This window comes from Flavobacterium sp. (assembly GCF_044341265.1).
Lineage (GTDB): Bacteria > Bacteroidota > Bacteroidia > Flavobacteriales > Flavobacteriaceae > Flavobacterium.
In genome coordinates this window covers 1-21,858 of the sequence record NZ_JBIISA010000043.1, presented here as the reverse complement: position 1 = coordinate 21,858, position 21,858 = coordinate 1, and the positions used below count along the sequence as shown (strand labels likewise).

Genomic DNA, 21,858 nt, shown 5'->3' with positions numbered 1-21,858 from the left:
TACAACTTATACTTTTACACCTTCAGCGAATCAATGTGCTAATCCAACAACGTTAACTATTACGGTTAATCCAAAAGTAACACCAACTTTTACTCCTGTTACTCCAATATGTTCAGGTGATACTTTAGCAGCACTTCCAACAACATCAAACAATGGAATTACTGGAAGTTGGTCACCAGCACTTAATAACACAACGACTACAACTTATACTTTTACACCTTCAGCGAATCAATGTGCTAATCCAACAACACTAACCATAACGGTAAATCCAAAAGTAACACCAACTTTTACACTTATTACTCCAATATGTTCAGGCGATACTTTAGCGGCACTTCCAACGACATCAAACAATGGAATTACAGGAAGTTGGTCACCAGCACTTAATAATACAGCAACTACAACTTACACGTTTACGCCTTCAGCAAATCAATGTGCTAATCCAACAACGTTAACTATTACGGTTAATCCAAAAGTAACACCAACTTTTACTCCTGTTACTCCAATATGTTCAGGCGATACTTTAGCAGCACTACCAACAACATCTAATAATGGAATTACTGGAAGTTGGACTCCAGCACTGAATAATACAACTACTACAACTTATACTTTTACACCATCAGCGAATCAATGTGCTAATCCAACAACACTAACCATAACGGTAAATCCAAAAGTAACACCAACTTTTACACCTGTTACTCCAATATGTTCAGGCGATACTTTAACAGCACTTCCAACAACATCAAACAATGGAATTACTGGAAGTTGGACACCAGCACTGAATAATACAACAACTACAACTTATACGTTTACACCTTCAGCGAATCAATGTGCTAATCCAACAACGTTAACTATTACGGTAAATCCAAAAGTTACCCCAACTTTTACAGCTGTTACTCCAATATGTTCAGGCGATACTTTAGCAGCACTACCAACAACATCTAATAATGGAATTACTGGAAGTTGGTCACCAGCACTTAATAACACAGCAACTATAACTTACACGTTTACGCCTTCAGCAAATCAATGTGCTAATCCGACAACACTAACTATTACTGTCAATCCACTTCCAAACGCAGGAAGTAATGGAAATTTAACCATTTGTAGTAATGGTACACCACAAGATTTATTCACAAGTTTAGGCGGTACACCACAAACAGGAGGCGTTTGGTCACCAGCACTGGCAAGTGGAACAGGAGTTTTCAATCCAGCTGTTGATGCAGCAGGAGTATATACTTATACCGTAACAGGCACAGCACCATGTGGAAGTATAACAGCCACTATAACAGTAAGCATAACACCAGCACCAAATGCAGGAACAAATGGAACAGTAACATTATGCGCTAATAGTCCAAGTCAAGATTTATTTACAAGTTTAGGAGGCACACCACAAACAGGAGGTGTTTGGTCACCAGCACTAGCAAGTGGCACAGGAGTTTTCAATCCAGCTGTTGATGCAGCAGGTGTTTATACTTATACAGTTACAGGAATTTCGCCATGTGCTAATGGAACTGCAAGTGCTACAGTAACAGTCAATCCACTTCCCAACGCAGGAAGTAATGGAAGTTTAGTAATTTGTAGTAACGGTACACCACAAGATTTATTCACAAGTTTAGGCGGTACACCACAAACAGGAGGCGTTTGGTCACCAGCACTGGCAAGTGGAACCGGAGTTTTCAATCCATCAGTTGATGTAGCAGGAGTTTACACTTACACCATAACAGGCACAGCACCATGTGGAAGTATTGCAGCGAGTGTAACAGTTAGCATAACACCAGCACCAAATGCAGGAACAAATGGAACAGTAACATTATGTGCTAATAGTCCAAGTCAAGATTTATTCACTAGTTTAGGAGGTATACCACAAACAGGAGGAGTTTGGTCACCAGCACTAGCAAGTGGCACTGGAGTTTTCAATCCAGCTGTTGATGCAGCAGGCGTTTATACTTATACGGTTACAGGAACTTCGCCATGTGCTAATGGAACTGCAAGTGCTACAGTAACAGTCAATCCACTTCCCAACGCAGGAAGTAATGGAAGTTTAGTAATTTGTAGTAACGGTACACCACAAGATTTATTCACAAGTTTAGGCGGTACACCACAAACAGGAGGAGTTTGGTCACCAGCACTAGCAAGTGGAACCGGAGTTTTCAATCCATCAGTTGATGCAGCAGGAGTTTACACTTACACGGTTACAGGCACAGCACCATGTGGAAGTATATCAGCGAGTGTAACAGTTAGCATAACACCAGCACCAAATGCAGGAACAAATGGAACGGTAACATTATGTGCTAATAGTCCAAGTCAAGATTTATTTACAAGCTTAGGAGGTACACCGCAAACAGGAGGAGTTTGGTCACCAGCACTAGCAAGTGGTACTGGAGTTTTCCATCCAGCTGTTGATGCAGCAGGCGTTTATACTTATACGGTTACAGGAACTTCGCCATGTGCTAATGGAACTGCAAGTGCTACAGTAACAGTCAATCCACTTCCCAACTCAGGAAGTAATGGAAGTTTAACTATTTGTAGTAACGGCTCGCCACAAGATTTATTTACAAGTTTAGGCGGTACACCACAAACAGGAGGTGTTTGGTCACCAGCACTGGCAAGTGGAACAGGAGTTTTCAATCCATCAGTTGATGCAGCAGGAGTTTACACTTATACCGTAACAGGCACAGCGCCATGTGGAAGTATATCAGCGAGTGTAACAGTAAGTATTACACCAGCACCAAATGCAGGAACAAATGGAACAGTAACATTATGTGCTAATAGTCCAAGTCAAGATTTATTCACAAGCTTAGGAGGCACACCACAAACAGGAGGAGTATGGTCACCAGCACTAGCAAGTGGCACAGGAGTTTTCAATCCAGCTGTTGATGCAGCAGGTGTTTATACTTATACAGTTACAGGAACTTCACCATGTGCTAATGGAACTGCAAGTGCTACAGTAACAGTCAATCCACTTCCCAACGCAGGAAGTAATGGAAGTTTAACTATTTGTAGTAATGGTATACCACAAGATTTATTCACAAGTTTAGGCGGTACACCACAAACAGGAGGCGTTTGGTCACCAGCACTTGCAAGTGGAACCGGAATTTTCAATCCATCAGTTGATGCAGCAGGAGTATATACTTATACCGTAACAGGCACAGCACCATGTGGAAGTATTGCAGCGAGTGTAACAGTTAACATAACACCAGCACCAAATGCAGGAACAAATGGAACAGTAACATTTTGCGCTAATAGTCCAAGTCAAGATTTATTTACAAGTTTAGGAGGCACACCACAAACAGGAGGAGTTTGGTCACCAGCACTAGCAAGTGGCACTGGAGTTTTCAATCCAGCTGTTGATGCAGCAGGCGTTTATACTTATACGGTTACATCATTATGTACTTCTACATCAGCAAGTGTTACTTTAATAATTAATGATTGTCCGATAACTGATATTATTATTCCAGACGGATTTTCTCCAAATGGTGATGGAATAAATGATGAGTTCGTAATAGAAAATTTAATAACATTATATCCGAACTTTTCTTTAGAAATATTTAATAGATATGGAAGTGTATTATATGAAGGAAATAGAAATACCCCAAATTGGAACGGAAAATCGACAGAGAAATTGACAATTGGTGATGGATTACTTCCGACAGGAGTATATTTCTATATTGTTAATTTCAATGATGGTACAAAAAAACCATTACAAGGAAGAGTCTATTTAAGTAGGTAATTTGAAAATATGATTATGAAAAATAGTAATATAAAACCTCTGATTCTAATATATACATTGTTAACATGTCTTATTAGTTCAGCACAACAAGATCCTCAATATACACAATATATGTATAATATGAGTGTTTTAAATCCAGCTTATTCAACAGATAATCCTGATGCAATCAATTTTGGAACTTTGTATAGAGCACAATGGGTTGGTTCCGTTGGAGGTCCAACTACAGGAACATTTTTCGGACATGCCGCTTTTGGGAAAAGGGTAGAAGGAGGTCTTTCAATTATTCATGATCAAATTGGAGATGTTGTTAAGGAAACAAATTTTTATGCAGATTTTGCTTATGTGTTACCTATTAGTGAAAACAATAAACTTTCTTTTGGATTAAAAGCTGGAGCTACATTTTTCAGTACAAATTTTAATGGATTCATATATTCTGATCCATTGCCAGACCAAGCATTTGCAAATAATTTAAGCAGAACTTTTCCGAACATAGGTATTGGAACTTACTATTTTGGTGAGAACTATTATTTTGGACTTTCAGTACCCAATTTACTTACAACTAAGCATCTTGAACGTCAAGATGGAATTGTCCGAACTGGTTCTGAGGAACTGCATTACTTTGTAACTGGTGGATATGTTTTTAACTTAAATGATAAATTAAAATTCAAACCAGCTTTTATGACTAAAGGAGTTTACGGTGCACCGTTGTCAGTAGATGTTACTGCTAACTTTTTAATCAATTCTACTTTTGAAGCTGGCTTAGGATATCGTTTAGGAGATTCTTTTAGCGGATTAGTAAATTTTAAAGTTAGTCCAATATTAAGAGTTGGGTATGCTTACGATAGAACAATTTCAAATTTAGGTCGTTTCAATTCGGGTTCTCATGAAATCATGATACTATTTGATTTGAGTAAATCTAGAAATTCAAATACTAACGGATATGACAAATCACCAAGATTTTTCTAATATAAAGCACATGAAAAATTTAAAACTATATATCTTTATTTTGTTTTTGAGCTTGAGTAGTTTTGCACAACAAAAACCTTCGCTAAAAAATGCCAATCATCTTTTTGTCAATCGTTCCTATATTGATGCAGCAAAAATGTATGAAACATTAAAGCCTAATCAACAAGTTCTCCAAAATTTAGGTGATTGTTATTATTTCAATTCTCAAATGGATTTTGCTGTTAAAAATTACGGACAATTATTTTTTTCTTTCAAAGACAGTTTGAAACCAGAATCTTATTTCAGGTATGCTCATGCTTTAAAAGGTATTAAAGATTATGAAAAGGCAGATTTAATAATGAGTGAATATCTTAAATATCAAGTCGATACAAAAAAGTTTATTGAAAATTTAGACAACATTGTGCCTTATGATTATGAAATTCAATTGATGGCCAAAAGTACTACTAATGGTGATTTTGGTATCTCATTTTTTGGTGATAAAGTTGTTTTTGCATCATTAAGAAGTAGTGATAAACCTATATTTAATTGGAATCAGAAGCCTTATTTAGATTTATATGAAGCCACAATTTCTAAAGATGGATTATTAGAAAATATAAAACCTTTTTCGGATAAAATTAATACCAAAACCCATGAAAGTGATGCAACGTTTTCGGCAGATGGAAAAACAATGTATTTCAGTAGAACCAATTCCAAACGGGTTAAAATTGGTGAAGAAAAAGTAGCTACAGTTAAAATATTTAAAGCTGAATTTATCAATAATGAGTGGGCTAATGTAGTTGAAATGCCATTTTCAAATGATTTGTATTCTACAGAACATCCATTTTTGACTAAAGATGGAAAAAAGTTATATTTTGCAAGTGATATGCCTGGTACATTGGGCTCTATGGATATTTATTATGTAGATGTAAATTCTGATGGAACTTACGGTTTACCTAAGAATTTAGGTGATGTAATCAATACCACTCATAGAGAACAATTTCCTTTTTTAACAGAAGATGCAACATTATATTTCGCTTCCGATGGGCACGAAGGTATGGGAGGATTGGATATTTTTATGAGTAAAATGTATAATTATGTTTTTGTAAAACCATTGAATTTAGGACAAACAATAAATAGTAATCTTGATGATTTTGGGTATGTTTTAAATGAAAAAGACAACAAAGGATATTTGTCATCCAATAGAAAAGGTTCTGATAATTTATACAGTTTTATCAGAAAAGAAAATGAAAGACGAATCCTAGTTGAAGGCGATGTAAAAGATAAAACAACTAAAGATTTATTGCCAGGAACTACGGTTTCACTTTATGATGAAGATAATAAATTGGTCGGACAAATGGTAGTAGGTTCCAAAGCTGAATATTTCTTTAATACGCGTCCGAATAAAAAATATAGAGTAGAAGCAATTAGAGATTTTTACATACCAAGTCATGTTGAATTTACTACAAACGACGCAGGAAAAGCAAGATTTACAATTGAGTTGGAAGTTGAGTCTTATGACGATGCCGAAGATATAGTTGTTACTAAAAACGACGGATATGTTTACATCGAATTGGAAAACATCTACTTCGATTTGAATAAATGGAATATTAAAGAACAAGCCGCTAATATTCTAGATGTATTAGTTGGATTATTAAATAAATATCCATTGATGGAAGTTCAAATTGGTGCGCATACCGATTCAAGAGCTTCTGAAATGTATAATTTGATTTTGTCTAATAATAGAGCGGCATCAACATTAGAATATCTTGTTAATAAAGGAATTGATCGAAAAAGACTTCGCTTCAAAGGCTATGGCGAAAGCGTTCCATTAGTAAAATGTGGCGATAAATGCACAGAAGCCGAGCATTCTATAAATCGAAGATGTGAATTTAGAGTATTGAAATAGAAATAAAAAAAGCCAGTTTAATTTAAAAACTGGCTTTTTTATTAGTACAAACTATTATATTTTGATGGATTTGCTTCACTCATAATAGCATAAACTTTTTCAAAAATATCTTCAACCGAAGGTTTAGAGAAATAATCGCCATCAGTTCCATAAGCAGGACGATGTGGTTTTGACGCTAATGTTTGAGGTGCACTATCTAAATGTTGATAAGCATTTTGAACTTCTACAATTTCTTGTAAGATATAAGCACTTGCTCCACCAGGAACGTCTTCATCAATTACTAACAAACGATTCGTTTTGGCAACACTTTTTACAATATCGTGATTGATATCAAATGGTAATAACGATTGAATATCAATGATTTCTGCACTTATTCCAACAGTTTCTAATTCTTTCGCAGCTTGTTCTACTAATCTTAAAGTTGAACCATAAGACACTAAGGTAATGTCACTTCCTTCTTTTATGGTTTCAACAACACCAATAGGAGTTTTGAATTCACCTAAATTGGTTGGCATTTTTTCTTTCAAACGGTAACCATTTAGACATTCTACTACTAAAGCTGGTTCGTCTTTTTCAAGTAAAGTATTGTAAAATCCTGCAGCTTTAGTCATATTTCTAGGTACTAAAACATGAATTCCACGGATTGCATTGATAATCATTCCCATTGGTGAACCTGAATGCCAAACACCTTCTAAACGGTGTCCACGAGTTCTGATGATTAATGGAGCTTTTTGTCTTCCAGCAGTTCTGTATTGTAGTGTTGCTAAATCATCACTCATGATTTGAATGGCATACAACAAATAATCTAAATATTGAATTTCAGCAATAGGACGCAAACCACGCATAGCCATTCCAATTCCTTGTCCAAGAATTGTTGCTTCACGAATTCCTACATCGGCCACACGAAGTTCACCGTATTTTTCTTGCATTCCTTCCAAACCTTGATTAACGTCACCAATGTTTCCGGCATCTTCTCCAAAAATTAGACTCTCAGGATATTTAGAGAAAATAGCATCAAAATTATCTCTCAAAACCAAACGAGCATCAACTTCTTCGGCTGTATCATCAAAAGTAGGAACCACTTCTTTAGCACTTAAAACATTGCTATCAGATTCAGAAAATAAATGCGAACTGAATTTAGGTTGAATTTTTGCAATATAATTTGTAATCCAAGAAGCTAATTGCGGTTGACCACTTTCAGATAAAATCATTCTTAAAACTTTTCGTGCTGTTGTAAGAATATCTTTGCGAATTGGTTCTTTAATTGCAGCTAAATCAGAAGCAATTTTTTCAATAAAGATTTTATTTTCGCTTGAAGAAGCAATAGTATTTAGTATATTAACCAATTCTTTTTGTTCCTCTTTCATTGGAGTTACAAATGCTGTCCAAGCTGCTTTTTTACCTTCAAGAACGTCTTTTTTAGCTTGATTGTCGATTTCGTCTAATTCTTCTGTAGTTGCAAGATTATTATCGACTAACCAATTGCGCATTTGAGCTAAACAATCAAACTGAGCTTCCCAAGCTAATCTTTCAGCATTTTTATAACGTTCGTGACTACCAGAAGTTGAATGTCCTTGTGGTTGTGTCAATTCTTGAACGTGAATTAAAACTGGCACATGTTCTTCACGAGCAATAACAGCAGCTTTTTCGTAAGTGGCTACTAAAGCAGGATAATCCCAACCTTTTACAGTAAGAATTTCATAACCATTATTATCTTCATCACGTTGAAATCCTTTAAGAATTTCAGATATATTTTCTTTAGTTGTTTGATGTCTTGCATGAACTGAAATTCCGTATTCATCGTCCCAAACACTCATTACCATTGGTACTTGTAAAACACCAGCAGCATTAATAGTTTCAAAAAATAAACCTTCAGAAGTTGATGCATTTCCAATGGTACCCCAAGCTACTTCATTTCCGTTGATTGAAAAATTAGTTTTGTCTTCTAATCCTTTTACATTTCTGAAAATTTTAGAAGCTTGAGCTAATCCCAATAATCTTGGCATTTGCCCAGCAGTTGGAGAAATATCGGCACTTGAGTTTTTTTGTTGCGTAAGATTATTCCAATTTCCTTTGCCATCTAAAGAATGTGTTGCAAAGTGTCCACCCATTTGACGACCAGCGCTCATAGGATCGAAATTGATGTCGGTATGACCATACAATCCGGCAAAGAATTGTTCGATATTCATGGCTCCAATTGCCATCATAAAAGTTTGGTCACGATAATATCCTGAACGGAAATCACCATTTTTAAACGCTTTGGCTAAGGCTAATTGTGGGACTTCTTTTCCGTCACCGAAAATACCAAATTTGGCTTTTCCAGTTAGGACTTCACGTCTACCTAATAGACTACACTCTCTACTAATAGTGGCAATTTTATAATCGTTTAAAACTTCGGTTTTAAAATCTTCAAAAGTAATTTCGACTTTGTTTTGTGTTTCGGTCATAACTGAAAAGGAATTTCTTATGAAATCGCCACTAACAAGAAGTTTGTTGCAAACAAACACCAATGATTAAAAAGGCGATACCATATGTTACTTATAAAAAATAAAATTTAAACATTTGAAACAAATTTAATGAAAAAGTAGTAATAATTGTAATTCTGTGAAAAAAATATAATTTAATTATTGATAATTAAAATGCTTGATAATAGCGTTTGAATGGGAAATATTTATAAAAATGTTAAATTTTAAAGTAAATTATTAAAAAATGAATTTAAATTTTAAGAATTAAAACCATTTTCGAGTAAATAAACCAACCAAAGATTTTGGACTGAAAGCTACAATAAAACGTATTTTTTCAGAATATCTTGGCTGAGAAACTTCCCAACCATTGTTAGAATAGACTGGAAAGTATAGTTCGAAGAAATCGGTAACTAGATTCAAGCGAATTCCACTATCATAGACAAATCGTGCGTCTTGTTGTTTGTTTTTTAGAAATCCTAAATCACCATAAATTTCTACCCAATTCCATACATTAAAACTTCCGTTAAGAGTTGTAATCCATTGATTTGAAAATGGGTTGGAGAGTCTGGATTTGAATCCACCTTCAGCTTCAATAAATTGTTGACTGAACAAACCGGTACTTTCTGAACGTCCTAAATAGTTATAGTCGAATAAATAATCTGTTGGTCTATCAAGAGCAAAATTGAAATAATTACTTTCTGATTTATTGTACAAGAAAAGTCCGCCATAAAGTCGCAAATTTACTTGTCTGTTATTATCAAAAAGTCTTCTAAAAGTAATACTTGCCGATGTTTTTCCAAATTGAGAACCCAATTGCAAATCGGTAGAATAAGCGAATGCTTTAGTGATTTCTATTTTGCTGCTATTAAAACGCGCATTGAAAATAGAGTAGTTGCCTTCAAAAGTGTTTTTTACAAACTGGCTTGGCTCTCTATTAACATACACTTGTCTTAAAACAATACTTCTACCTTGGTTGTTTCTTAAATCATCCTCTCTAAAGCGAAAAATCACGAATGGATTTACTTTTTGATAATAGGCATCAGGAGCATAATGAAAAGTGCTTCCGCTGAAACCATAGCGCATCAAGAATAAGTTACTATCGCGATTGAACTGATTTACAACAAAAGAAAAACTACCGGAAATGTCTTTGGTTTTGGTTGAAAAAGAAGGATTTACATCGAAAGTAAAAGGTCTATCTAAAATAGTTTTGTTATGAAAATTAAGCCCTGGAATGAAACCATCATAGTAATTATATTCCAAAGTTGGAACATACAAAACTTGATTGTAATTAGGGTCTTCCAAGTCTTTCATCAAGTTAAACTTGATTGGACGATTGCTAAGTCGGAATGGTTTTAACGATTTCCAATTGTTTCTCTGATTGAATTCGGGTACTATATTTTTGTAGTTGATTACAATTTTATCGGCGTTGTTTCTTTTAAAAGTATAGATTGAATCAACACTTGGATTATCAATCCATTCTTTAAAAACTATTTGTTTATTTTTAATACCATAAACAGGAATCGGAACGTTTACATCTGTTTTGTTTTTTAATGTAAAAGAAACACTATCAGTTGTTTTAGTAACATTATCGAATTTATAATCGACAATTTTTCTAGAATTGATAATAGTATTAAAAAACCAATCGGTATTTTTTAGGCTATTGTTTTTGATAATGCTTTCAAATTTGCCACTATCTGTTTGGTTTTTTTCAGCATAAGCAACAAATTCACTAATACTTTTTTTCAAATTTTCCTCACCAATATAATCAGATAGGTATCTAAAACTCAATCCAGCTCTATATTTTGAAGCAATTTTTTCATTAAATTTTATCAATGTATTTTTTGGATCACCAAGAGGTTGGTCTAGATTTTTACGCGCCATTAACATATAGAAATAGCTGTATTGTTCGTTGAAATCTAAAGAAACTAATCGATAACCTTTTACCAATTTCAATTTTGCCACCGAGCCCATCATTTTGGCATCTGGATAATGCTCATCGATGTACTTCATCATGTAATGAATTTGGATGGCATCATAAATCCAATTGTCTTTTCTAGCGTCTAATCTTAAAGTAGATTTTAAATAATTGTTCAAAAATGTCTTTAAGAACTTTAATTCATAGATAAATTCGTCTGGAAAAGGACTAATAAATGAAGGCAATTGATTTAATCCATAAAAAGGATTGGTATCGTAATCTACTTGAGAAACGGTGATTTTAGATTTTTGATATTTTCCTAAATTTGCTTCTACATGGGTTAACACTTTATCAACAATAATGGCTTTGTTGATATCGCTTACTTTTTTGTCTTCAATATTTGTAACTATATCTAAATCACCATTTTTAAAACTCATAAAGCTGGTGTTCTTCTCGATATATAAATTGAAATACGAATATTTTTTTCCCGAAAAGTAAAACGAATTGTTCTCTTTCTTTTCTAGTGGTAAATCACTTACTACTTGATAGTCATTAGTATTAATTTGCAAATCAATATCAGAAATTGCATTTGAGGCATCATCAATATTTAGATTGCTATATTTTTTAAACGATTTGTTTTCATAAACTGCTGGAGTAATAAAACAATTTTTAAGCACCATTCCTTCTTGTGAATTAAATCCGTAGCGAGTGAATTTATCATCAGGAATTTTCAAAAAATAGGAGAGTACAAATGTTCTTTTTTGATTGGGTAAGATGTTGTTATTTAAGGTAACATCCACTAAATCTGGATGATTTTCAGGTCTGTTCCATGTTAGAAGTGATTTTGATTCATCAATAATGGTAAGATTTTTGGTTTCACCACGTTCTTTCTCGGACGCTAAATGAAAGCTTCTAACAAATTCATCCGAAAATCGTTTTCCTAAAGGACTATTTCTATCGGAGTAAGCATTATTCCAGTCGTTTAATATGATGGATTTAATGGTGTCTGCAGATTGGTTGAAATAGGTCAACTCTTGATAGACGCTAAGCATCTTTTTTTCATTATCAACAGTTACAACAAATTTAGAATGATGTTGAGCTGATGCAAAAAAGCTTAATAAAAAGAGTATATAGGTTACTTTTTTCAAGGTTTAGATTTGGGTTTAAATAATAGATTAAAGACTTCTTTTGTAAATTTTTCTGCACCACCTTTATTCATGTGTCCACAAGTAGAAAAATACTTATCCTCTGTTACGAGATTTTCAAATCTACGAATTTCTGGATAAACCTTATTAATATGATTGAAATAATCTCTATTGATAGTTTCCTTGCACATTGGAGTGGTCATGGCAATCAAGTTGATATTATTTGCTTTACAAATGGCTTTAATTTCTTCGTAAGCTTTGTTTTTCTTTGGGTAATATTTAGATAAATCAGCAGCTACCATTGGTCTTTTATCGGTCATTAAAGGATAAAAACCATCTCTATCTAAGGAATTGGTGGGTTTTTGAATGGCAGTTTGATAAAACTCTCTAAAACCAACACGAGCATCATAATGAAGGTATCGGTAAAATGGTATATAGAGTAATTTATTGTATTCTGGAATATTTTTATAGTGATTTCTAATGGTTTTTGAAGTATGAAAATAAGGCATAAACAAGGAGCGAATAGCCTCTGAATGATCATTTGTATTGATGTTTAAATCAACTTGAAGGATAAGATTTTCAATTTTATAGTTATTTTCAACCATCAACTTTAGCATCAATGCCGATTCTTCTAATCTTGAGCGTGTAATTCCAAAATTAAAAGTTTTGTAACCTTGATCATTAAAAATTTTTGGAACAAAATGATTGTTTACTCTAGAAGAACCTAAAAAAACGACATCAAAATCTTTGTCTTTAGAGCTAAAAATGTAGCTGATTTTGTTTCTAGATTTAGATTGCATGTAAACGGTTGTATACAACACGTCAAGCAATATCATTGTAAGAATGAGAATTGCCAAACCTTTTAAAAGAAATTGTATAAACTGTTTCATATGTGTGGATAATATTTTAAAGCAGTCACATATGCAATCGCATTTTTATAAATAGGTGTTTGCTTATGCAAACCTGTTTTATGTTGCGATTTCATTAGAACTGAAAATAAATGAATTCTTTGTAATCTGAAAAAACACCTAATGCTACAATTGCAGCTAGGCATAAACCTAATTTTAACCAACTATACTTTCCAGAAATAGGTTCGATTCTATTTCGGTTATTCCATTCTACTAAAATAAAAACTAAAATTAAAGCTATTATATTGTGACTATAACGTTCGATTCGGAAATATTGTTCAGAGAAATGTAAATCGCTAAACATTCTGATTATATAATTATACGCATCTGTTATGGTTTTGGATCTAAAAAATATCCATGCCAACGCTGTAATTGCAAATGTTGTAGTAATATTGAACAATATTCTAATCGATTCAATATTAAATCCTAAAGTAAATGCATCAACATTTTTTCGGTTTCTATTTAATAATAAAAGTGGTAGAAAGTACAAAGCGTTTATCAAACCCCAAACGATGAAAGTCCAATTCGCGCCATGCCAAAAACCACTTACTAAAAAGATGATGAAAGTATTTCTAACTTGAAAAAGTTTATTGCCTTTACTTCCGCCAAGAGGAATGTATAAATAATCTCTAAACCATGACGAAAGTGAAATGTGCCAACGACGCCAAAACTCAGCTATATCTCTAGAAAAATAAGGATAATTGAAGTTTTTCAATAAGTCAATTCCAAATAATTTTGAGGTTCCTAAAGCAATATCGGAATAGCCTGAAAAGTCACCATAAATTTGAAAAGAAAAATAAATCGCTCCTAAAATTAATGATAAGGAATTCATTGTTGAATAATTATCAAAAATTTCATTGGCATAAATCGCGCAAGAATCGGCTATAACAACTTTCTTTACTAAACCCCAAACGATTTGATAAATTCCTTCTTTGGCTTTTTCAAATTTGAATTTTCTTCTCACTTTTATTTGTGGTAAAAGGTGAGTAGCTCGTTCAATTGGACCTGCAACTAAAAGTGGAAAGTAGCTTACAAATAAGGAATAATCAACAAAGTTCTTTTCAGATTTTATTCGTTTATAATAAATATCAATAATGTAGGATAAGCCATGAAAGGTGTAAAATGAAATTCCAACGGGAAGAATCAGTTTTAATAAAATTGGACTTGCTGTCAATCCAAAGCCTTGTAATAATTCGGCAAATGAAGTAGCAAAAAAGTTATAATATTTGAATATTCCTAGAAATCCTAAATTGATTGAAATGCAAAGCCAAAGCCACATTTTTCGTTCAGATTGCGTCTTACTTTGTTCAATTTTCATTGCGGATACATAATCCAATAATGTTGAAAAAACCAAAAGAAACAGGAATCTCCAATCCCAACAAGAATAGAAATAATAACTCGCCAAAATCAAAATATAATTCTGATTGATTTTAGATTTATGCCCAACAAACCAATACATTATAAAAACGATTGGGAGGAAAATGGCAAAATGTAACGAGTTGAAAAACATAGCAAAGCAATTAGCGGATAGCAATTAGCGGTTAGTCTATTTATTGGATGTTAAAAACTAATCGCTGAAAGCTGATAGCTTAAAAATTCGGGCTTAAATTGTATTTTTTGTAGAAGTTATCCAAAGCTTCAACTACTTCATCTTCGGTATCAACAACTTTTATTAGATTCATATCTTCTGGATTGGCATTTTTTTGCTTGTCAATCATCACATTTTTAATCCAATCTAAAAGTCCAGACCAAAATTCGCTTCCCACCAAAATGATTGGGAATTTACCAATTTTCTTAGTTTGAATTAAAGTTACTGCTTCAAATAATTCGTCAAGAGTTCCAAAACCACCAGGCATTACCACGAAACCTTGAGAGTATTTTACAAACATTACTTTACGAACAAAGAAATAATCAAAGTTTAAATTTTTGTCTTTATCGATATAAGGATTGAAATGTTGTTCGAAAGGTAATTCGATGTTTAAACCTACTGAAGTTCCTTCACCACGATGCGCGCCTTTATTTCCGGCTTCCATGATTCCAGGACCACCACCAGTGATTACACCATAACCAGCTTTACTGATTTTGTAGGCAATTCGTTCCGCTAATAAATAATATTTATCTTCAGGTTTTGTTCTTGCCGAACCAAAAATAGAAACGCAAGGACCAATTCTAGCCATTGACTCATAACCATTAACAAACTCTGACATGATTTTAAAAATCGCCCATGAGTCGTTGCTTCTTATTTCGTTCCAAGTTTTTTGTTTTAATTTATCGTGTATTTTTTCGTCTTCGTTTTCGTAATTGTTAATTGACATAGTTTTATTTTTTAAAAAGCTTGCTAAAATAGTTCTTTTTGTTTGTACGGTTTAAATTTGTGTGGAATTTTTGATATTTTCCCATTCCCATTTTAATAAAGAATAGCAATCAGAGTCTTGATTTTTTCCATCAACTACATAATCTTCTCTCATCGTTCCTTCTTTTGTAAAACTGTAATGTTTTAATAATTTTAATGATGGAGTATTATTTGCATCAATTAAAGCTTCAATTCTATGTAACTTTAAGTCGTTAAAACCATATTCTAAAACTTTTTTTAATGCTTCTTTCATCAAACCTTTTTGTTTAAAGATTTCGTTACGCATGTTGTAAAAAACTTCTGCACGATTGTGAGAGGCATTCCAAGTGTGAAAACCACATTCTCCTATTGGTAGATCAGTTTGTTTGTCAATCAACAAGAATAAGAATAACGATAAACGGTGTGTTTCCATTCCTTTTACATGCATGTTTTTGTAATGCTCAAATCCTGAATCATCAAATCCAAAGTAGTTTATAATTTCTTCTTTAGATTTGGTTTCAAATAATTCATGAATAATAGCAGGAGTAATGCTTTTAAGAATTAATCGTTCGGTATGTAATTCAATCTGATTCATTTTAAGCTAATTCTTTTTTCAAAAACTGCGCAGTGTAACTTTTCTTATTTTTTATAATTTCCTCAGGCGTTCCTGTGCATAAAATTTCTCCACCACCTTTTCCGCCTTCCATACCAACGTCAATGATGTAATCGGCTAGTTTTATAACATCTAAATTGTGTTCGATAATCAGAACTGAATTTCCTTTATCAACCAATTTTTGAATAACATCCATTAATACTCGAATGTCTTCAAAATGCAAACCTGTTGTAGGTTCGTCCATGATGTAGAAGGTATTTCCGGTATCTTTTTTAGACAATTCAGTTGCTAGTTTTATACGTTGTGCTTCACCGCCAGAAAGTGTTGTACTTTGTTGACCAAGTGTTATATAACCTAATCCAACATCTTGAATGGTTTTGACTTTTCTATATATTTTAGGAATTAATTCAAAGAAATCAACCGCTTCGTCAACCGTCATATTCAATACATCAGAAATTGATTTTCCTTTGTAACGAATTTCCAAAGTTTCTCTGTTGAAACGTTTTCCCATACACGTTTCACATTCCACATATACATCAGGTAAGAAACTCATTTCGATAGTTCTAACTCCAGAACCTTCGCATGTTTCGCATCTTCCACCAGCCACATTAAAACTGAAACGACCTGCTTTATATCCGCGAATCATTGCTTCAGGAGTCATTGTGTATAAACTTCTAATTTCTGAAAAAACATCGGTGTAAGTGGCAGGATTACTTCTAGGAGTTCTACCAATCGGACTTTGATCGATATCAATTACTTTGTCGATATGTTCTAAACCTTCAATTTTCTTGTAAGGCATTGGTTTTTTGACTCCATTAAAAATATGAGCGTTCAAAATAGGGTAGAGCGTTTCATTAATCAATGTTGATTTTCCACTTCCTGAAACTCCTGTAACGCAAATTAGTTTTCCTAAAGGAAATTCAACGGTAACATTTTTAAGATTATTTCCGTTGGCGCCAGTTAATTTTATGGATTTTCCATTGCCTTCACGACGCTTTTTCGGAACTTCAATTTGCATTTTTCCATTCAGATATTGAGCTGTAATGGTATTTTCTTTCAGCAATTCTTTTGGAGTTCCTTTACTGATGATGTTTCCACCAAATTTTCCTGCTTTTGGACCAATGTCAATAACATAATCGGCACATTCAATCATGTCTTTGTCGTGTTCTACAACCAGAACAGAATTTCCAATATCACGAAGATTTTTCAAAGAATTAATCAATCGTTCGTTATCGCGTTGGTGCAAACCGATACTAGGTTCGTCCAAAATATAAAGCACGCCTACCAATTGCGAACCAATTTGTGTAGCCAAACGAATACGTTGTGCTTCACCACCAGAAAGCGATTTAGAACTTCGGCTTAAGGAGAGATAATTCAAACCAACATCCATTAAAAACTTCAATCTATCATTGATTTCTTTTAGAATTTCAGTGGCGATTGTTTTTTGTTTTTCAGACAATTCTTTTGGTAAATTTTGAAACCAAATAGTCAACTCTGAAATATCCATCGCTGATAATTCAGCTATATTTTTATCGTTTATTTTGAAGAAAAGTGATTCTTTTTTCAATCGAGAGCCATTGCATTCAGGACAATTGATTTCATCCATAAAGTCTTTTGCCCAACGTTTTATGGAAGTTGAATTGCTATCATCGTGCTGACTTTTTATAAATTTAGCAATTCCTTCAAAATCAATTTTGTATTCTTTGGTAACACCAGCGGCTTTTGAAACCACTGAGAATTTTTCATTTCCGCCGTTCAAAATCATTTCCATTGCTTCTTCAGAAATGGTTTCGATGGCATCAGTCAATTTGAAATTATATTTTTCACCAATAATTTCTAATTGTTTGAACATCCAAGAATTTTTGTATTCTCCAAGTGGCGCAAATCCACCTTTGTTGATAGATAATTTCGGATTTGGAATAATCTTTTTTATGTTGATTTCGTTTACGATTCCCAATCCATTACAATGTTCGCAAGCACCTTTTGGAGAGTTGAATGAAAACAAATTGGGTTCCGGATTTTGATACGAAATCCCAGTCGTCGGACACATCAAAGTTCTACTGAAAAAACGTACTTCATCACTTTCATGTTCAATCACCATCATCACATCTTCACCATGATACATTGCGGTTTTGATGCTTTCTGCCAATCTTTTGTCAGTATCATCATCATTGTCCACTTGCAATCTATCAATTACAATTTCTATATCGTGAGTTTTGTAACGGTCGAGTTTCATTCCGGTTGTGATGTCGGTAATTTTTCCATTGACACGAACTTTTACAAAACCTTGTTTGGCAATTTGTTGGAACAATTCGGCATAATGACCTTTTCTTGCACGAATGATTGGAGCTAAAACATTAATACGCTTTCCTTTGAAGTTTTCCTTAATCAATTCCTTGATTTGCTCATCAGAATAGGAAACCATTTTTTCGCCAGTATTATAACTAAAAGCATCACCAGCACGAGCAAATAATAATCTAAGAAAATCGTATATTTCGGTAATAGTTCCTACAGTTGAACGCGGAGATTTACTTGTAGTTTTTTGTTCGATAGCAATTACAGGAGAAAGTCCGTCGATTTTATCTACATCAGGACGTTCTAAGCCACCAAGAAATTGTCGTGCGTATGCAGAAAAAGTTTCTATATAACGGCGTTGTCCTTCAGCATAAATGGTATCAAAAGCCAAAGATGATTTTCCCGAACCCGAAAGTCCAGTAATTACCACAAGTTGTTCTCTTGGAATAGAAATATCAATGTTTTTGAGGTTGTGAACTCTTGCACCAATTACTTCAATTGTATTTTCGTTTTCTAGCATGTTTTTAGTCAAAACGCAAAAATACGATTTTATGAGCAAAATTCAGTTAGTCAGAACAGAAGAATTTGTTAAAGATTTTAATTAAAAATTCGTTTTAACCATTCCCAAAAACCTTTCTTTTTAGCTTTTTCTTTATCTTTTGCATCCTCACTTGATATTGGAATATATTTATAAAGTGGATATTTTTTATTGTATTTTGAAACTTTGCAGACGGTAAGTCCAAAAGTTACTTTTCCAGAGCTATTAATTCCAGTGAAATAAAGTTTTTTTGGATTTACATTTTTAGGAATTACAAAGGCAAAACCTGTTTTATCCATTCGAGCAGAAAATCTTAAATCATTTTGTTTTTCTGAACTATAACTTAGATAGACGTCATAAAAGAATTCTTCTCTTTCGGTAGCCACAACGATTACCTTCTTATTTTTTCCTGTTGAAACATTTGTAACTTGCTCGCGATAAATATTTTTATCAAGATTAATTGAAATTTTATTTCCTTTAAAATTTGATACATTAAGATTGAATTCGTAACGTTTTGTGTTATTATTCCATTTTGGTTTTAATTTTAAATTTCTCCAACGTTTTCTTCCATCTTTATCGGTTTCTTCAACCCAAACAGTCATTTCTTCATCATAAACGGCATTTGAAATTGTAGGAATAGCGACTTGAATTATCCCATCTTCAATATCATTCGGATTAATATCTTTCAAATCGATATCAATCATTCCTGCGGTTTCTAAAACTTCATCATTGATGTCCAAAGCAAACTTTTCATTCTGAATCATGCTTAGTGTCGAAAAATATTCTTCTAAGGTAAATTCGGCATTCGATTCATTTTTTAATTTAAAAGAAACCTCTGTTCCATTTTTTCCAGTAAGCGAATTTAATTTGTAATAGCAATCTTCCGATTTTGCTGTAAATGTCACGGTTGTATTTCTTTGGATTGTTTCGTTTTCAGACTTGTTATCGATGCCAAATCCTTTATAAGAAAGTAATGACTGATTTAGTTTTTTATCAATAAAGTAGTCGAAAACTGTTTTTGCTCTATCGCTGGATAGTTTTTGATTGTATTTTAAAGAGCCACTTGGGTCAGTATATCCAATAATTTGGATAGAATAATTGGCATACTTATTAGCCACTGTGATTAAGCTGTCTAATGTTGATGTAGCATTTGTTGTAAGTAAAAATTGATTGTGTTCAAAGAATATTTTCTTTTCAATAGTAATGGTATTTTGAGCATTTGAAAGTATTGAAATTACAAATGCTGTTATTAGGTAAAAGTATTTCATAGTAAATAATATGTGTGATTAACTTTAAGTATAGAGGTTGTTTTTTTCAAAAAGGTTGGAACAACTAAAAAAATAAATTCACTATTTTTATTTTGAAAAATTTAACTTAAACCATAAAAAAAAACTAACACCATTTAACTTTTATAAAAAACACACGTACCATATGGAATTGTAAGCTAGGTTTATTATTTTTTTATTATTTTTTTTATGCTAGTATTATTGTCCGTTCTTATCTCTACAATGTATAATCCAGCATCTAATCCACTCAAATTTAAATTGTTATTATTTAATTTATTTGTCAATAAAATTAATTTTTTTTGCATATCAAATATCTTTATTTCTTTAATTTCATCTTTGCAAATTAAACTTAAAATATCTGTAACTGGATTTGGAAAAATAGTTACATCTTCATCCAAATCAAATAATTCATTGTTTAATGCTCCTTGATTAATTCTTATAGAACTAAATCCATTTGTAGGAGGTACATAAACATTATTTGAATCAAAATAGTTCATAAAAACTCGTCCTCCAATCACTATTTTTCCGTCTTCATCTAAATTCACAACGGAAGATTTATAATCTTGTGCTGATAATCCTTGAAAACGATATGTATAAGTTCCATTTTGTGCAAAATTTAAATCTATAACTCCAGAGGAATTATATTTCCTCAACATAAAATCTCTCAAACATGGGCCAATATCACATCTATTACTACCTACTACATAAATATTTTCATCTGCATCTAATTTAAAATTAGATTCATAATAGATCATAACATTAAAATTTGTTTGAAAATCATTAAGGTTTATTTTTCTTAAGGATGTAAACATAGTACTAAACGAGTGTGATTCAAATATTTGAATATATAAATTTGAATTAAATAATTGGGCGTCTTTAATAGTATATCCTATAAGAGTATTTGTTGAAAGAGGAATTAACTTTATTCCATTAGTTCCAAAACTATTAATATAATCTCCGCTTTCATCAACTTTTGCAATGACAATATTTTTATTATAACCTGTTGATTGTGGTGATTCCATATTCGATGTTAGTCCAATTAATAAATAACCATCACTTACTTTGATTATTTTATTAATATTCTGATTTGATAAAGCTAATGGATTAAAAACATATTCTTTAACAGAATTTGTTCCAAAACCAATATCGGTACTACCATTAGAAAGTAATTTAAAAGTAATTACCTTAGAGGAACTGCTATTTGCCTGTATTGCTGCACAAAATAATTTACCTGAATTATCGACACAAAAATCAAAAATATTTTCGTTCTGTCCTAAATTAACTTTACTTATACCATTCAAACCAAAGCCTACATCATAAGTACCACTATCTAAAATCTTTAAAATAAAACCGTCTTCTGAACTATTATTTATGTTTACAATTTTACCAAATAGATAAATCGAGTTATTAATGATTTTTCCTCCATTAATTGTATATGTTTCGTTTGAATTATTTAATGATATCTCACTATTAACACCAAAAGACATATCTAAACTTCCATTATAGTTAGTTTTAGAAATTTTATTATTAGAATAATAATAATAAGATTGATTTAATTTTAAAACCCCGATAGGATTTAAAAAGTTATTAGCATTAAATACATAACCTTGAGTACCATAAGTGTTATCAAGAATATATGACTGTCCATTTAATAGATTTGTCATTATAAACATTACCAATAAAAACAATCTATTTTTCATGATTTTCATTTTAAAATAATTAGACTTCTATTTATACTGAAAGTATTGTGATGTAAATGTACATAAAATAGTTATTGGTTTTT

General features: G+C 32.5%; 11 protein-coding genes. 3 read left to right on the top strand and 8 right to left on the bottom strand.

The window, feature by feature from the left end; genetic code table 11:
* The 3 genes from ACIQ06_RS14905 to ACIQ06_RS14895 form a co-directional block, all read left to right on the top strand.
* On the top strand, nucleotides 1-3,727 hold a 3,727-nt coding region (locus ACIQ06_RS14905), incomplete at its 5' end, for a gliding motility-associated C-terminal domain-containing protein (protein ID WP_396147697.1).
* Between the two features lie 15 nt (nucleotides 3,728-3,742).
* The gene (locus tag ACIQ06_RS14900) at nucleotides 3,743-4,693 is read left to right on the top strand and encodes a type IX secretion system membrane protein PorP/SprF (protein WP_396147695.1); all 951 of its coding nucleotides are present in this window, start codon (nucleotides 3,743-3,745) and stop codon (nucleotides 4,691-4,693) included.
* 10 nt (nucleotides 4,694-4,703) lie between these two features.
* Nucleotides 4,704-6,578 (top strand): OmpA family protein, encoded by a 1,875-nt coding sequence (locus ACIQ06_RS14895; RefSeq protein WP_396147693.1) that lies wholly within the window; start codon nucleotides 4,704-4,706, stop codon nucleotides 6,576-6,578.
* A gap of 41 nt (nucleotides 6,579-6,619) precedes the next feature.
* On the opposite strand, the gene ACIQ06_RS14890 is transcribed toward ACIQ06_RS14895, so the two are convergent.
* From ACIQ06_RS14890 to ACIQ06_RS14855, 8 genes are all read right to left on the bottom strand, one after another.
* The gene (locus ACIQ06_RS14890) at nucleotides 6,620-9,025 is read right to left on the bottom strand and encodes a thiamine pyrophosphate-dependent enzyme (protein ID WP_396147691.1); all 2,406 of its coding nucleotides are present in this window, start codon (nucleotides 9,023-9,025) and stop codon (nucleotides 6,620-6,622) included.
* A gap of 3,077 nt (nucleotides 9,026-12,102) precedes the next feature.
* Nucleotides 12,103-12,993: a hypothetical protein gene (locus ACIQ06_RS14885; protein ID WP_396147688.1), complete on the bottom strand. Its 891-nt coding sequence runs from the start codon at nucleotides 12,991-12,993 to the stop codon at nucleotides 12,103-12,105.
* Between the two features lie 94 nt (nucleotides 12,994-13,087).
* Entirely contained in the window at nucleotides 13,088-14,521 is a 1,434-nt protein-coding gene (locus tag ACIQ06_RS14880) for an MBOAT family O-acyltransferase (protein ID WP_396147686.1), read from the bottom strand.
* A gap of 79 nt (nucleotides 14,522-14,600) precedes the next feature.
* Nucleotides 14,601-15,326 (bottom strand): TIGR00730 family Rossman fold protein, encoded by a 726-nt coding sequence (locus ACIQ06_RS14875; protein WP_396147684.1) that lies wholly within the window; start codon nucleotides 15,324-15,326, stop codon nucleotides 14,601-14,603.
* Nucleotides 15,327-15,377: 51 nt separating this feature from the next.
* Entirely contained in the window at nucleotides 15,378-15,938 is a 561-nt protein-coding gene (locus ACIQ06_RS14870; protein ID WP_396147682.1) for a GNAT family N-acetyltransferase, read from the bottom strand.
* A 1-nt stretch (nucleotide 15,939) separates the two neighbouring features.
* On the bottom strand, nucleotides 15,940-18,771 hold the full coding sequence (gene uvrA / locus ACIQ06_RS14865; RefSeq protein WP_396147680.1) for an excinuclease ABC subunit UvrA: 2,832 nt from the start codon (nucleotides 18,769-18,771) through the stop codon (nucleotides 15,940-15,942).
* A gap of 77 nt (nucleotides 18,772-18,848) precedes the next feature.
* The gene (locus ACIQ06_RS14860; protein ID WP_396147678.1) at nucleotides 18,849-20,057 is read right to left on the bottom strand and encodes an OmpA family protein; all 1,209 of its coding nucleotides are present in this window, start codon (nucleotides 20,055-20,057) and stop codon (nucleotides 18,849-18,851) included.
* A gap of 185 nt (nucleotides 20,058-20,242) precedes the next feature.
* Entirely contained in the window at nucleotides 20,243-21,775 is a 1,533-nt protein-coding gene (locus ACIQ06_RS14855) for a T9SS type A sorting domain-containing protein (RefSeq protein ID WP_396147676.1), read from the bottom strand.
* Nucleotides 21,776-21,858 lie beyond the last annotated feature (83 nt).

Excerpts from the sequence above, each read along its gene's own strand:
- ACIQ06_RS14900 (WP_396147695.1), top strand. The coding sequence starts at position 3,743 with ATGAAAAATAGTAATATAAAACCTCTGATTCTAATATATACATTGTTA.
- ACIQ06_RS14895 (WP_396147693.1), top strand. The coding sequence starts at position 4,704 with ATGAAAAATTTAAAACTATATATCTTTATTTTGTTTTTGAGCTTGAGT.
- ACIQ06_RS14890 (WP_396147691.1), bottom strand. The coding sequence starts at position 9,025 with ATGACCGAAACACAAAACAAAGTCGAAATTACTTTTGAAGATTTTAAA.
- ACIQ06_RS14885 (WP_396147688.1), bottom strand. The coding sequence starts at position 12,993 with ATGAAACAGTTTATACAATTTCTTTTAAAAGGTTTGGCAATTCTCATT.
- ACIQ06_RS14880 (WP_396147686.1), bottom strand. The coding sequence starts at position 14,521 with ATGTTTTTCAACTCGTTACATTTTGCCATTTTCCTCCCAATCGTTTTT.
- ACIQ06_RS14875 (WP_396147684.1), bottom strand. The coding sequence starts at position 15,326 with ATGTCAATTAACAATTACGAAAACGAAGACGAAAAAATACACGATAAA.
- ACIQ06_RS14870 (WP_396147682.1), bottom strand. The coding sequence starts at position 15,938 with ATGAATCAGATTGAATTACATACCGAACGATTAATTCTTAAAAGCATT.
- uvrA (WP_396147680.1), bottom strand. The coding sequence starts at position 18,771 with ATGCTAGAAAACGAAAATACAATTGAAGTAATTGGTGCAAGAGTTCAC.
- ACIQ06_RS14860 (WP_396147678.1), bottom strand. The coding sequence starts at position 20,057 with ATGAAATACTTTTACCTAATAACAGCATTTGTAATTTCAATACTTTCA.
- ACIQ06_RS14855 (WP_396147676.1), bottom strand. The coding sequence starts at position 21,775 with ATGAAAAATAGATTGTTTTTATTGGTAATGTTTATAATGACAAATCTA.